The sequence below is a fragment of the Pseudomonas sp. RHF3.3-3 genome (genome assembly GCF_048069595.1).
GTDB lineage: Bacteria > Pseudomonadota > Gammaproteobacteria > Pseudomonadales > Pseudomonadaceae > Aquipseudomonas > Aquipseudomonas fuscovaginae_B.
Map to the genome: position 1 here is coordinate 3,798,947 of NZ_CP182250.1, position 14,258 is coordinate 3,813,204.

Genomic DNA, 14,258 nt, shown 5'->3' on the forward strand with positions numbered 1-14,258 from the left:
GATCACACACAGAACAGGAATAAGACACCAGGCAAAGGCGCCTGGAGCTTCGGCTCCAGGCGTTTTTTTTTGCATTTTTTCTGGCTGCGCCAGTCCGTGACTGGCCGTGATCCGAGGAAGCTCCATGAACGCTATCGTAAATGTCGAACATCGCAGGAAACTGGTGATCGTGGGTAATGGCATGGTCGGCCACCACTGCGTCGAGCAGTTGATCGAGCGTGGCGCCCTGCATCAGTTCGAACTGCATGTCTATGGAGAGGAATGGCAACCGGCCTATGACCGCGTGCACCTGTCCGAATATTTCGCCGGCAAGGACGCCCAGGCCCTGGCCCTCGGCGAGCCCGGCTTGTACGAGCGTCACGGGGTCAGGCTGCACCTGGGCGCCGAAGTGCTTGAGATCGACCGCGACAGGCGCGAGATCGTCACCCGTTCAGGCCGCCAGCCCTACGACCAGTTGATCCTGGCCACCGGTTCCTATCCGTTCGTGCCGCCGATTCCCGGCTCCGAAGGCTCGGCGCGGCTGGTCTACCGCACCCTCGACGATCTCGACGCGATCCGCGCGGCCGCCGCCGAAGCCCGCCGTGGCGTGGTGGTCGGCGGCGGCCTGCTGGGCCTGGAGGCGGCCAATGCGCTCAAGTCCCTGGGCCTGGAAGCCCATGTGGTCGAGTTCGCCCCGCGGCTGATGCCGGTGCAACTGGACGGCGATGGCGGTGCCGCCCTCAAGGCGCAGATCGAAGGCCTGGGCGTCGGTGTCCACCTCTCCCGTGCAACCAAGGAAATAGTCGCCGGCGAGCAGTACCGCTACCGGATGAATTTCGACGGCGGCGAATTTCTCGAAACCGACCTGATCGTCTTCTCCGCCGGGATTCGTCCCCAGGACCTGCTGGGCCGCAACAGCGGGCTGGAGATCGCGCCACGGGGCGGCATCGTCATCGACAGCCACTGCCAGACCAGCGACCCGGCCATATCGGCCATCGGCGAATGCGCCGCCTGGAACGGCAGCGTGTTCGGCCTGGTCGCGCCGGGCTACAGCATGGCGCGCAATGTCGCCAGCCGCCTGGCCGGTGAAGCCGCGGACACCTTCAACGGTGCCGACATGTCGACCAAGCTCAAGCTGCTCGGCGTCGATGTCGGTTCGATCGGCGATGCCCACGGCGCCACCCCGGGCGCACGCAGCTATCGCTTCATCGACGAGGCCAACTCCGCCTACCGGCGCCTGGTGGTCGATGCCGAGGGCAAGAAGGTCATCGGTGCGGTACTGGTGGGCGACAACAGCTACTACGACACCCTGCTGCAATACGTACAGAACGCCATCGCCCTACCCCAGGACCCGGCCAGCCTGATCCTGCCCATGAACGAAGGCACCCCGACCCTCGGTGCCGATGCCCTGCCCGCCACGGCGACCATCTGCTCCTGCCACAACGTCACCAAGGGCGCGATCTGCTGCGCGGTGGATGCCGGTTGCAGCGATCTGTCCGATCTCAAGGCGCAGACCAAAGCCGCCACCGGCTGCGGCGGCTGCAGCGCGCTGCTCAAGCAGGTCTTCGAGCACGAACTGGTGTCCCGCGGCGTGGCCGTCGACAAGAGCCTCTGCGAACACTTCGCCCATACCCGCCAGGAGCTCTACGCCCTGGTTCGGGTCGGTGGCATCGAGACCTTCGAGGAACTGCTCGCCCGCCACGGCAAGGGTCACACCGGCTGCGACATCTGCAAGCCGGCGGTGGGGTCGATCCTCGCTTCGTGCTGGAACCGGCCGATCATGGACAAGGCGCTGGTGCCGCTGCAGGACACCAACGACACCTTCATGGCCAACATGCAGAAGAACGGCACCTACTCGATCATCCCGCGGATCGCTGCCGGCGAAATCACCCCGGACAAGCTGATCGCCCTGGGTGTGGTGGCGAAGAAATACGACCTCTACACCAAGATCACCGGCGGCCAGCGCATCGACCTGTTCGGCGCGCAACTGCACGAACTGCCACAGATCTGGGGCGAACTGATCGACGCCGGCTTCGAGACCGGCCATGGCTACGGCAAGTCGCTGCGCACGGTGAAATCCTGCGTCGGCAGCACCTGGTGCCGTTACGGTGTGCAGGACAGCGTGGCCATGGCCCTGCTGTTGGAGAACCGCTACAAGGGCCTGCGCGCACCACACAAGTTCAAGCTGGCGGTGTCCGGTTGCACCCGCGAATGCGCCGAGGCCCAGAGCAAGGACATCGGCGTGATCGCCACCGAGAAAGGCTGGAACCTGTATGTCTGCGGCAACGGCGGCATGCGCCCACGCCACGCCGAGCTGTTCGCCACCGACCTGGATGATGAGACGCTGATCCGCTACGTCGACCGTTTCCTCATGTTCTACATCCGCACCGCCGACCGCCTGCAACGCACCTCGGTGTGGCGGGAAAACCTCGAGGGCGGCCTCGACTACCTCAAGGCGGTGATCATCGACGACAGCCTGGGCCTGGCCGCCGAGCTGGAGAACCAGTTGCAACGGGTGGTCGAGCGCTACGAATGCGAGTGGGCCAACGCGATCAGCGACCCGGAAAAACTCAAGCGCTTCCGCACCTTCGTCAACGACCGGCGCGGCGACCCGGACATCCATTTCGTCAAGGAACGTGCGCAGCGCCGGCCGGTGCGCGCCGATGAACTCAACCTGATTGCCGTACATGAGGAGGTGCTCTGATGGGCCAGTCAACCGCACAACACAGCATGGCCAACGATTTGCAGTGGCAGGCGGTCTGCCGCCGCGAAGACCTGGTGGAGAACTCCGGCGTGGTGGTCTGGTTCCACTGCGCCCAGGTCGCGCTGTTCTACCTGCCCGATGACACCCGGGGACGTACCCTGTATGCCATCGACAACCATGACCCGTTGTCCGGCGCCAATGTGATCGGCCGCGGCATCGTCGGCCATATCAAGGGCCAGCCGGTGATCGCCTCGCCGCTGTACAAGCAGCACTTCAACCTCGAGGACGGCAGTTGCCTGGAGTATCCGGAGCAGCAGTTGCGGGTCTGGCCAGTGCGCTGGGCCGGCGATGAAGTGCAGATCGCGGTGATCTGACGTTCGTCGGGAACCTGGCAAGACTGTCAGAACTGACAGTAGCCAGTCTCGACCGCGCAGGCCCTAATGGGCGTCTGGCAGCTGTATCCATCCGGATTGCCAGCGGGACAGGTGTTGCCCAGGCAGCACCTGTCGCTTGTCAGCCACGATGGAGACCATAGCGATGAGTCACACCCCCCTTCCTCCCCTGCACATCCCGGCAGCACTGGAAAACTTACACTACCCGCAGCACAACCTTCTGCCGGTCGGCGCCCTGACGTCCGACCTTGCCCTGGACATCAGGACCGCCTGGCCTGACCCCGCGCAACACGACCAGGTCGATCATTTGACCCTGATCTACACATCGCCCACCGGCAACGTCCACGAGTTTCCCCAACACATGCCCGGGCCGATCCACTTCCCGCACAGGCTGTATTTGCCCTCTCAGTATCTGCAAGAGGAAGGTGTCTCCAAGGTTGCCTTCAAGGTGCGCAACCATGCCGGCGCCACCTTCGAGTCAGAAACCGAGCGCTTCACCATCGATTTGCGCGTTCCCAACGGCGGCTTGGCCGGCAGCAAGCCGGAGGTGGATGAAGAACTCAGTCAAGGCGACGGGGTGACCCACCAATACCTACAAGAACATGACCACCGCGTGGACTTCTTCATCGCGCTTTATGACGGACAGACCGACGGTGATCGGATCGGCCTCAGTATCGGCGGGCCCAATGAGCCGGTCCTTAGCTATAAAACAGTGACAGATACCACTAACGGAACTGTTATGTCCTTGGAGGCAAAATACTTCTTTGACATGGCTGACGGCGTGCACTTGGCCTATTACAAGCTCTTCAGCCGGGCTGGAAAGGTGGGGCCCAACTCGAAGGGCACATTCATCCGCATAAAGCTCGGTTCACGTAGTTGAAGCAGGTGCATGGCGGCCATGCTTTTGTAGATCTGGCCGCCATGCCCGGTGGTTGGCAAGCCTTGAGTTGCGCTATCGTCCATGAAGACGATTCTCAATGCGTAACAAGGCCCGCAATGCTCAAGACCCTTGAAGCCCAGGTGACCAGCCAGGCTCCTACACCGACACTCCAGGCGGAGTTTGCGCAACACGATTTCGAACGGCTGCGCGGTTTCTGCAGCCTGATCTACCTGGCCAGCCTGGGGATCTGGCTGCTGTTCGACCTGATCGTCAGCTTCATTGGCGCCCAGGGTTTCACCTGGATGTCCCTGCTGTTCATCGCCAGCCTGACCGCCCTGGTGATCCTGCAACGCTTCGTGCGCCAGGCACGGCACTTCGACCTGCTGAACCTGGTGTTCGTCGCCGTGATCGCGCTGGGCATCCGCCTGGTCATCGAGGGTCTGCCCCGGGAACAGCATGCGGTGTGGCAGATCCTTGCAGCCTCCAGCATTCTCTACAGTGCCTCGGTACTGCCGTTGAGTCGCTGGTCATTTCTCTGCGCAGTGGGCGTTTGCTGGGTAGTGCTCGATCCCTTCTTCATGACCGGGATCGTCGTCTACGAGCTCAAGGGGGCGCTGATCCTCAGCTATTCGCTGTTTCTCACCGGAATTACCCTCTACAGTTTCTTCAGGCTGCGACAGGCCAAGCTGCACAACCACATCATGGCTGGACGGCTGCTGGAACAGGCTTATATCGATGTGCTGACGGCCATTCCCAATCGACGCTCGTTCATGAGCAAGACCCAGCAGCACTTGCGCACGACGCCGCAGGATCATGCCCAGTACCTGGCAATGATTGATGTCGACAATTTCAAGAAGGTCAACGACGTGCACGGCCACGACGTCGGCGATGAAGTGCTCAAGCGCGTGGCGGCGGACATCAAGACGGTGATGGGGGACTTCGAGTATGCCCGGCTGGGCGGTGAGGAATTCGCAGTGTACCTGCACGGCATGCCCCGTATCGAGGCCGAGGCACTGATGGCGCGCCTGTGCCGACGGGTGCGTGAAGCGATGACCGAGTATCCGGTGACTATCAGTATCGGCCTGGCCCGGATCGAGCCGCAGGACACGCTGAACTCGGCACTGGTCAAGGCTGACCAGGCGCTCTACAGCTCCAAGCACAGCGGCAAGGACCGCTATACCTTTTTTGAGTGACGGAGTTGCGCTGGCCAGCCAGGCTGGCCGCGAACAGGCCCACCGCAGGGATCGGGTTACTTGGCGGCCACCGGCCCGGTGGCGCCGTCCCAGCCCCCGCCGAGGGCGGCGATCAGTTGCACACTGGCGATCAGCCGGCTCTGCAGCAGGCTCAGCACGCTGCGCTCGTTACTCAGGGCGGTGGTCTGCACGGTGACCACATCCAGATAGGCGATCAGGCCGGCCTTGTACTGGTTTTCGGTCAGGCGCAGGGATTCACGGGCCGAGTCCAGCGCCTGCTGGCGCACCACCGCCTCGTTCTCCATCACCTTGAGCTGCACCAGGTAGTTCTCCACCTCGCGGAAACCGTCGAGCACGGTCTGGCGATACTTGGCAACAGTCTGGTCATACACCGCCTCGGTCCGTTCCACTTCCGCCGAGCGCTGCCCGCCGTCGAACAGGGTCATCGCCAGTTTCGGCCCCACCGACCAGAAGCGGTTCGGCAGGCTGATCCAGTCGGCATAGGTACTGCTGCTGTAGCCGCCGGACAGGCTCAGGGTCAGGTCCGGGTAGTAGGCCGCCTTCGCCACGCCGATCTTGGCGTTGGCGGCAATCACCGAGCGCTCCGCCGAGGCGACATCCGGACGCCGCTCCAGCAGTTGCGACGGCAGGCCCAGCGGAATCTGTGGCAACGCCGGAACGTCGCGGGTGGCCGCCAGCTTGAAGTCGGCCGGTGCCTGGCCGGTCAGTACAGCAATGGCGTTTTCAAACTGGGCGCGCTGCCAGGCCAGGTCGATCAGGTCGCCCTGGGCGCTTTTCAACTGGGTCTGCGCCTGGGCGATCGAGGCCTTGTCCGAAACGCCGAAGCGGTACTGGTTCTCGGTGGTTTTCAGCGAGCGCTCATAGGCCTGCACGGTGGCTTCGAGCAGGCGTTTCTGCTCATCGATCACCCGCAGTTGCAAGTAGTTCTGCACCAGTTCCGATTGCTGGCTCAGGCGCATCGCCGCCAGGTCGGCGAAGCTCGCCTGGGCACTCGCCTGGTCCGCCTCGAGGCCGCGGCGCAGCTTGCCCCAGACATCGGCTTCCCAGCTCACGCCCAATTGCGCGTTGTAGGTGTCGCGAATCCCGCTCGCGGAACTGCTCAGGCTTGAGTTGCTGCTGCCGGTGCCCTGGCTGGAACGGGTCTTGCCCGCGCTCAGGTCGACACTGGGAAAGAACGCCCCGCGGGAACTGCGCACCAGGGCCTGGGCCTGGCGGAACTGCGCCTCGGACTGGGCCACGGTCTGGTTGCCGCTGTTGAGTTTTTCCACCAGGCCATTGAGCACCGGATCGCCATACAGCTCCCACCAGGCGCCACGGGCCAGCGAGTCGCTGGGCTGGGCCTGGCGCCAGCCGGCGGCTTCCTTGTACTGCGCCGGCGTGGCGGCTTCCGGGCGCTTGTAGTCCGGGCCGACGGCGCAGGCGCTGAGCATCAGCCCGCACAGGGCCAGGCTCAGCAGGCGCGAGCCGCGGGCCATTTCCAGGCGTTGTGCGGCCCGGGCGGTCGCATTGCAGTAGGAGTGGTCAGTCATAGCGGAGTTTCCAGAGCACCATCGGTACGGACGCCACGCCAGGCGTTGAAACGGTGGCGCAGGCGGTCGAGATAAAGGTAAACCACCGGGGTGGTGTAAAGGGTCAGGACCTGGCTGAAGACCAGCCCGCCAATGATGGTCAGGCCCAGCGGCTGGCGCATTTCCGCCCCTTCGGCGGTGCTCAGCAGCAGCGGCAGTGCACCGAGGATCGCCGCCAGGGTGGTCATCAGGATCGGCCGCAGGCGCAGCAGACAGGCTTCACGGATCGAGGCCAGGGGCTCGAGCGCCGAATGGCGCTCCAGTTGCAGGGCCAGGTCGATCATCAGGATCGCGTTCTTCTTCACCACACCGATCAGCAGGAACAGCCCGAGCAGGGAAATCAGGCTGAACTCGCCGCCCAGCAGGTAGATGCTGAGCAAGGCGCCGACGCCGGCCGAAGGCAGGGTCGAGAGGATGGTCAGCGGATGGATGTAGCTCTCGTAGAGCACCCCCAGTACCAGGTAGACCGCCACCAGCGCGCCGAGAATCATGAACGGCTGGCTTTTCTGGGTGGCGGCAAAGGCATCGCTGGTGCCGGCCATCTTGGCAATCACCGACTCCGGCAGGCCTAGCTTGGCCACCGCCCGCTCGATCGCCGCCGTGCCCTGCTCCACCGTCACGCCCGGGGCCATGTCGAACGACAGGCTTTGCGAGGCGAACTGCCCCTCATGGCTGACCTGGTCTTCCTGCAGGCTGTTCTCGTAGTGGGCGATGGCCGACAGCGGAATGCGCTGGCCGTCGCTGCCGATCACCTTGACCTGGTTCAGGGTTTCCGGATCCTGGGCGTATTTCGGGTTGACCTCCATCACCACCTGGTACTGGTTCAGGCTGTCATAGATGGTGGAGATCTGCCGCTGGCTGTAGGCGTTGTTCAGCACTGCGGTGACCATGCTCATGTCGACGCCCAGGCGCTTGGCGGTATCGCGGTCGACCACCAGGGTGGTCTGCTGCGCGCCGCGACCTTCGCGGGCGTCGATGGCGGTCAGTTCCGGCAGCCCCTTGAACGCCGCGATCACCTTCGGATACCACTCGCGCAGGGCCGCCAGGTCGTCGCTCTGCAGGATGTAGGAGTACTGCGCGGTGGTCTGCTCGCGACCGCCGCCGAACTGCAGGTCCTGGTCGGCCATCAGCATCAGGCGTGCGCCGGGGACCTTGGGCATCTCGACCCGCAGGCGCTCGATGACCTTCTGCGCCGAGATGTTGCGTTCCTTGATCGGCTTGAGACGTACCAGCATGAAAGCGTTGTTGGTGCCGTTGTTGCCACCGATGAAGCCGGCCACGCTCTGTACCGCGGGGTCGGCCAGGATCGCCTTGCGGAACGTCTCCATCTTCGGTTGCATCACGCCGAACGACAGGCCGTCATCGCCGCGGATGAAACCGATCAGTTGCCCGGTGTCCTGCTGCGGCATGAAGGTCTTGGGCACCACCACGTACAGTGCGACGTTGACAGCGATGGTCACCAGCAGGCTGAGCAGGGTCAGGCGCCGGTGGCGCAACACCCAGTCCAGGCTGCGGGCGTAGGCGCTGACCATGCGCTCGTTGGCCTGCTCGCTCCAGCGCTGCAGGCGCGTCTGCGCGCCCTGGGGCTTGAGCCAGCGGGCGCAGAGCATCGGCGTCAGGGTCAGGGAGACTACCAGAGACACTATGATCGACGCCGCCAGGGTGATCGAGAACTCGCGGAACAGGCTCTCGATGATGCCGCCCATGAACAGGATCGACAGGAACACCGCCACCAGCGAAACGTTCATCGACAACAGGGTGAAACCGACCTCCTTCGCCCCGAGGTAGGCCGCCTTCATCGGCGACACACCCTCGTCGATATGCCGGGAGATGTTCTCCAGCACCACGATGGCATCGTCCACCACCAGGCCGGTGGCGAGGATCAGCGCCATCAGCGACAGGTTGTTCAGGGAGAACCCGTAGAGGTACATGATGGCGAAGGTGCCGATCAGCGACACCGGCACCGCCAGGGTCGGGATCAGCGACGCGCGGAAGTTGCCGAGGAACAGGTAGACCACCAGCACCACCAGGGCGACAGCGATCAGCAGGGTCATCTCGGCTTCATGCAGGGTCGCCTTGATCACCGGCGAGCGGTCCATGGCCAGGTTCAGCTTGACGCTGGACGGCAACACCGCCTGCAACGCCGGCAACTGCGCCTTGATCTCGTTGACCGTCTGGATGATGTTGGCGCCGGCCTGGCGGTTGATCACCAGCAGCACGGCGGCGTCATTGTTGAAGAAGCCGCTGTTGTAGCGGTCCTCGACGCTGTCCTTGATCTTCGCCACATCGCCCAGGCGCAGGGCCGCACCGTTCTGGTAGTGGATGATCAGCGGCTCGTAGTCCTTGGCCTTCTCCAACTGGTCGTTGGCCTGCACCTGCCAGTTGCGCTGGTCGTCCTCCAGCGATCCCTTGGGCCGGCGCACGTTGGCGTTGGCGATGGTGGTACGTACATCGTCCAGGGCCACGCCGTACTGGTTCAACGCCTGGGGTTCGAGTTCGATGCGCACCGCCGGCAGCGAACTGCCGCCGATCTGCACTTCGCCCACGCCCGGCACCTGGGACAGGCTCTGGGACAGGATGGTCGAGGCCAGGTCGTACAACTGGCCCTTCTGCAACACGTCGGAGGTCAGCGACAACACCATGATCGGCGCCTGGGACGGGTTGACCTTCTTGTAGGTCGGCATGCTGCGCATGCCGCTGGGCAGCAGGTTGCGCGAAGCGTTGATGGCTGCCTGCACCTCCCGCGCCGCGCCGTTGATGTCGCGGTCCATGTCGAACTGCAGGATCACCCGGGTCGAACCCTGGCTGGAGCGGCTGCTCATGGTGTTGACGCCGGGGATCACCCCGAACGAGCGCTCCAGCGGTGTGGCCACGGTCGAGGCCATGACTTCCGGGCTGGCACCCGGCAGGCTGGCCTGGACCACGATCACCGGGAAGTCCATCTGCGGCAGTGGCGATACCGGCAACAGGCCGAAGCTGACGCCACCGAGCAGGACGATCGCCAGGCTCAGCAGCATGGTCGCTACCGGCCGGCGGATGAAGGGTCCGGAAAGGTTCATGTGTCGGCCTGCTCCAGGCGGCTCGGATGCCGCCCCCAGCGCCGTCCCAGCCGATCGAAGAACAGGTAGATCACCGGCGTGGTGAACAGCGTCAGCACCTGGCTGACCAGCAACCCGCCGACCATCACCAGGCCCAGGGGCTGACGCAGTTCGGCGCCGGAGCCGGTCGCCAGCATCAGCGGCACGGCACCGAACAGCGCCGCCAGGGTGGTCATCAGGATCGGCCGGAAGCGCAGCAGCGCCGCCTGGTAGATCGCCTGCTCGGGCGGGATGCCCTGGTTGCGTTCGGCGTCAAGGGCGAAGTCGATCATCATGATCGCGTTCTTCTTGACGATACCGATCAGCAGGATGATGCCGATGATGGCGATCATGCCCAGGTCATTGCCGCTGAGGATCAGTGCCAGCAAGGCACCCACCGCGGCCGATGGCAGGGTCGAGAGAATCGTCACCGGATGGATATAGCTCTCGTAAAGCACCCCGAGCACGATGTACATGGTCACCACCGCCGCCAGGATCAGCAGCAAGGTGCTCGACAGCGAGGCCTGGAAGGCTTCGGCGGCGCCCTGGAACTGGGTCTGCACGCCGATCGGCATGCCGATCTCCTGCTTGACCTGGTCGATGATCTCGACGCCCTTGCCCAGGGCGACGCCCGGCGCCAGGTTGAACGACATCGTCACCGCCGGGAACTGGCCGATATGCGAGATCGCCAGTTGCGCCTGGCGCTCCTCGATCCGCGCCAGACTCGACAGCCGGACCTGACTGCCGCTGGTGGTCTTGACGTGGATCTGATCGAGGGCGGCGGGGCCGATCTTCTCCCCCGCCTGGGCCTGGAGCACCACACGATACTGGCTGGCCTGGGTGTAGATGGTGGAAATCTGCCGCTGGCCGAAACCGTCGTACAGCGCATCGGTGATATCGGAGACCGACACGCCGAGCCGTGAGGCGGCATCGCGGTCGATCACCAGGTACACCTGCAGGCCCTTGTCCTGCAGGTCGCTGGCGACGTCGGTCAGTTCCGGGCGCTGGGCCAGGGCGTGGACCAGCTTGTCGCTCCATTCGGCGAGCAGGTCGGCGTCCGGCGAGGACATGCTGAACTGGTACTGGGTGCGGCTGACCCGATCCTCGATGGTCAGGTCCTGCACCGGCTGCATGTACAGCCGGATGCCGACCAGTTGGTCCACCTCCGGTTGCAGGCGTGCGATCACCTGCGCCGCGCTGAGGTCTCGCTGACGATGGGGCTTGAGGTTGATCAGCAGCCGCCCGCTGTTGAGCGTGGCGTTGTCGCCGTCGACACCGATATAGGAAGACAGGCTTTCCACCGCCGGGTCGGCCAGGATCACCTTGGCCAGTTCCTGTTGCCGCTGGCTCATGGCGGCGAACGACACCGATTGCGGCGCCTCGGAAATACCCTGGATCACGCCGGTATCCTGCACCGGGAAGAAGCCCTTGGGCACCACCAGGTAAAGGAACACGGTCAGCGCCAGGGTGCCGACGGCCACCAGCAGGGTCAGCGTCTGGTTCCTCAATACCCATTGCAGCTTGCGTCCGTAGGACTCGATCAGCCAGTCGATCCAGGCACCGCTGGCCCGGTAGAAACGCCCCTGCTCCTGTTCCTTGGGTTCACGCTTGAGCAGACGCGCGCACATCATCGGTGTGAGGGTCAGCGAGACCACCAGGGAAATCAGGATGGCCACCGCCAGGGTAATGGCGAACTCGCGAAACAACCGCCCCACCACATCGGCCATGAACAGCAGCGGGATCAGTACCGCGATCAGCGACAGGGTCAGCGACACCAGGGTGAAACCGATCTGCTTCGCGCCCTTGAGCGCCGCCTGCATCGGGCTGTCACCCTCCTCGATGAAGCGCGAGATGTTTTCCAGCATGACGATGGCATCGTCGACCACGAAACCGGTGGCGATGGTCAGGGCCATCAGCGTCAGGTTGTTGATCGAGAAGCCGGCCAGGTACATCACGCCGAAGGTACCGATCAACGACAGTGGCACCGCCACCGATGGAATAATGGTGGCGCTGGCCCGGCGCAGGAACAGGAACGTGACCATCACCACCAGGGCGATGGCGATCAGCAGTTCATGCTGTACGTCGGTCACCGAAGCACGGATGGTCTGGGTGCGGTCGGTGAGCACGGCGACGTCGATGCCGGCCGGCAGGTTGTCGGTGATGCTCGGCAGCAGCGCCTTGATCCGGTCGACCACCTCGATGACGTTGGCCCCCGGCTGGCGCTGGATATTCAGCAATACCGCCTGGCTCTGGTTGGCCCAGGCCGCCAGACGCTCGTTTTCCGCACCGTCGACGATCTCGGCCACGTCCTTCAGGCGCAACGGCGCGCCGTTCTTGTAGGCGAGAATCAGCTCGGCGTATTCCTTGGGTGAACGCAACTGGTCGTTGGCATCGAGCATCGACACCCGGGTCGGGCCGTCGAAGTTGCCCTTGGGCTGGTTGACGTTGGAGGCGCCGATCAGCGTGCGCACGTCGGACAGGTTCAGGCTGTTGGCCGCCAGGGCCTCGGGGTTGACCTTGATCCGCACCGCCTGGCGCTGACCACCGGCGATGCTGACCATGCCGACACCACTGATCTGGGCGATCTTCTGCGCCATGCGCGTGTCGACCAGGTCATTGAGCTTGGGCAGCAGCATGGTTTTCGAAGTGATCGCCAGGGTCAGCACCGGGGTATCCGCCGGGTTGACCTTGTTGTACACCGGCGGTGCCGGCAGATCCTTGGGCAGCAGGTTGGTCGCGGCGTTGATCGCCGCCTGGACCTGCTGCTCGGCGACATCCATGTTGATGTCGAGGTTGAAGCGCAGGGTCAGTACCGAGGCACCGCCGGAACTGGTGGAAGCCATCTGGGTCAGCCCGGGCATCTGCCCGAACTGGCGCTCCAGCGGCGCGGTGACCGCGCTGGTCATCACGTCCGGGCTGGCGCCCGGATACAGGGTCATGACACGGATCGTCGGGTAGTCGACCTGGGGCAGTGCCGACACCGGCAGCAGCCGGTAGGCAATCACCCCGGCCAGGACGATCGCCAGCATGCTCAGGGTGGTCGCTACCGGGCGGAGAATGAACAGCCGCGAGAGATTCATGCGCCGACCTTTTTCGCCTTGGCGTCAGTACCCGCTTCGCCGTCCTTGGCCTTGGCACCGTGCAAGTGTTCGGCTGGCGTACTCGGTACGTCCTGGCTGTCATTGACCACTTCCACCTCGCCCCCATCCTTGAGGCGGTCGGTGCCTTCGAGCACCACCCGGTCACCGGCGGCCAGGCCCGAGGTGATCACAGTGACATTACCGTCACTCGGCCCGACCTTCAGCGGACGAATCCTGACCTTCTTGTCACCCTCCAGCGCATAGACGAAGGTCCCGTCGGTACCGAACTGGATCGCCGCGCTCGGCGCCAGTATCACGCCTTTCAGGGTATCGGCCAGCAGGCGCACGTTGACGAACTGGTTGGGGAACAGGATCTGGTCCTTGTTCTCGTAGAGCGCCTTGAACTTCAGGGTGCCGGTGGTGATGTCGATCTGGTTGTCCAGGCTCTGCAGCACGCCGGTGGCCTGCAGCTTCACATCACCACGATCCCAGGCTTCGGCCGGCAGGTGCGCACCACTGCGGAAACGCGGCAGCACCACGTCCAGGTTGTTCTCCGGCAGGGTGAACGCCACGCTGATCGGCTGGGTCTGGGTGATCACGGCCACGGCCTGGGTGTCGTTGGCCGCCAGCAGGTTGCCGACGTCCAGCTGGCGCAGGCCCAGGCGTCCGGAAATCGGTGCGCGAATCTTGGTGAACGCCAGGTTCAGCTTGGCCGCGTCGACCGCGCCCTGGTTGTTCTTCACCGTGCCCTGGTACTGCAGTACGGTGGCCTCGGCGGTGTCCAGGGTCTGCTTGGCGATACTGTCCTCGGCATACAGCCCGCGATAGCGCTGCAGGTCGACCTGGGCGTTCTTCAACTGGGCCTGGCTCTGCAATAGGGTGCCCTGGGCCTGCAGCAAGGCGCTTTCATAGTTGCGCGGGTCGATTTCGGCGAGCACGTCGCCGGCCTTGACCATCTGCCCTTCCTGGAAATTGATCTTGACCAGTTGGCCGCCCACCTGCGCCCGCACATTGACCGTGTTCAGCGCAGTCACGGTGCCCAGCGCCTTGTAATAGAGCGGGAAATCGCCGACGGTCGCCGGAGCCACGCGCACCGGTACCGGCCCGGTGGAGGCGCCGAAGCCCGGGCGCATCATGCCCGTCTTGCCGGTATGCCCTGCCGGCTTGTGTTCGGTCTTGTGCTCGCCGGCCGGCCAGAAATGCCAGCACAGCGCCGCGATGATCAACACGGTGAACAGGCCGAACAGCCAACGACGGGATTTGCGAGGAGCAGAGGATTGCATGGAGTGATCAACCATTGTGGGCGAGAGCTTCTTCCTTAGGAGCCTGAAAGATAAGCACTCAAATGTTTCATGCAAAGTGCC

At 64.2% G+C, this 14,258-nt stretch carries 8 protein-coding genes; 4 read left to right on the forward strand and 4 right to left on the reverse strand.

What is annotated here, in order from left to right; all coding sequences use genetic code 11:
- Nucleotides 1-124: 124 nt before the first annotated feature.
- The 4 genes from nirB (at nucleotide 125) to ACMGT0_RS16645 (ending at nucleotide 5,148) form a co-directional block, all read left to right on the forward strand.
- Nucleotides 125-2,683, forward strand: a complete 2,559-nt coding sequence (nirB, locus tag ACMGT0_RS16630; RefSeq protein WP_416769007.1) for a nitrite reductase large subunit NirB — start codon at nucleotides 125-127, stop codon at nucleotides 2,681-2,683.
- A complete protein-coding gene (gene nirD / locus ACMGT0_RS16635) occupies nucleotides 2,683-3,057 on the forward strand; it encodes a nitrite reductase small subunit NirD (RefSeq protein WP_054059517.1) in 375 nt (124 codons plus the stop codon). Before nirB ends, nirD begins: the two co-directional genes overlap by 1 nt.
- 163 nt (nucleotides 3,058-3,220) lie before the next feature.
- Nucleotides 3,221-3,955, forward strand: coding sequence for a hypothetical protein (locus ACMGT0_RS16640; RefSeq protein WP_416769008.1), 735 nt, complete (start codon nucleotides 3,221-3,223; stop codon nucleotides 3,953-3,955).
- Between the two features lie 116 nt (nucleotides 3,956-4,071).
- Nucleotides 4,072-5,148: a GGDEF domain-containing protein gene (locus tag ACMGT0_RS16645; RefSeq protein WP_416769009.1), complete on the forward strand. Its 1,077-nt coding sequence runs from the start codon at nucleotides 4,072-4,074 to the stop codon at nucleotides 5,146-5,148.
- Between the two features lie 56 nt (nucleotides 5,149-5,204).
- Here the strand turns inward: ACMGT0_RS16645 and ACMGT0_RS16650 are convergent, their stop codons facing one another.
- The 4 genes from ACMGT0_RS16650 to ACMGT0_RS16665 are packed head-to-tail and all read right to left on the reverse strand — an operon-like array spanning nucleotide 5,205 to nucleotide 14,192.
- Nucleotides 5,205-6,698 (reverse strand): efflux transporter outer membrane subunit, encoded by a 1,494-nt coding sequence (locus ACMGT0_RS16650; RefSeq protein ID WP_416769010.1) that lies wholly within the window; start codon nucleotides 6,696-6,698, stop codon nucleotides 5,205-5,207.
- Nucleotides 6,695-9,796, reverse strand: a complete 3,102-nt coding sequence (locus tag ACMGT0_RS16655) for an efflux RND transporter permease subunit (protein ID WP_054059521.1) — start codon at nucleotides 9,794-9,796, stop codon at nucleotides 6,695-6,697. Before ACMGT0_RS16655 ends, ACMGT0_RS16650 begins: the two co-directional genes overlap by 4 nt.
- On the reverse strand, nucleotides 9,793-12,894 hold the full coding sequence (locus ACMGT0_RS16660; protein WP_054063283.1) for an MdtB/MuxB family multidrug efflux RND transporter permease subunit: 3,102 nt from the start codon (nucleotides 12,892-12,894) through the stop codon (nucleotides 9,793-9,795). Before ACMGT0_RS16660 ends, ACMGT0_RS16655 begins: the two co-directional genes overlap by 4 nt.
- Complete coding sequence (locus ACMGT0_RS16665) at nucleotides 12,891-14,192, reverse strand: MdtA/MuxA family multidrug efflux RND transporter periplasmic adaptor subunit (protein WP_054059523.1); 1,302 nt, start codon at nucleotides 14,190-14,192, stop codon at nucleotides 12,891-12,893. Before ACMGT0_RS16665 ends, ACMGT0_RS16660 begins: the two co-directional genes overlap by 4 nt.
- Nucleotides 14,193-14,258: the final 66 nt, after the last annotated feature.

What these genes read in the sequence shown, in the direction of transcription:
- nirB (WP_416769007.1), top strand. Translation starts at nt 125, where the DNA reads ATGAACGCTATCGTAAATGTCGAACATCGCAGGAAACTGGTGATCGTG.
- nirD (WP_054059517.1), top strand. Translation starts at nt 2,683, where the DNA reads ATGGGCCAGTCAACCGCACAACACAGCATGGCCAACGATTTGCAGTGG.
- ACMGT0_RS16640 (WP_416769008.1), top strand. Translation starts at nt 3,221, where the DNA reads ATGAGTCACACCCCCCTTCCTCCCCTGCACATCCCGGCAGCACTGGAA.
- ACMGT0_RS16645 (WP_416769009.1), top strand. Translation starts at nt 4,072, where the DNA reads ATGCTCAAGACCCTTGAAGCCCAGGTGACCAGCCAGGCTCCTACACCG.
- ACMGT0_RS16650 (WP_416769010.1), bottom strand. Translation starts at nt 6,698, where the DNA reads ATGACTGACCACTCCTACTGCAATGCGACCGCCCGGGCCGCACAACGC.
- ACMGT0_RS16655 (WP_054059521.1), bottom strand. Translation starts at nt 9,796, where the DNA reads ATGAACCTTTCCGGACCCTTCATCCGCCGGCCGGTAGCGACCATGCTG.
- ACMGT0_RS16660 (WP_054063283.1), bottom strand. Translation starts at nt 12,894, where the DNA reads ATGAATCTCTCGCGGCTGTTCATTCTCCGCCCGGTAGCGACCACCCTG.
- ACMGT0_RS16665 (WP_054059523.1), bottom strand. Translation starts at nt 14,192, where the DNA reads ATGGTTGATCACTCCATGCAATCCTCTGCTCCTCGCAAATCCCGTCGT.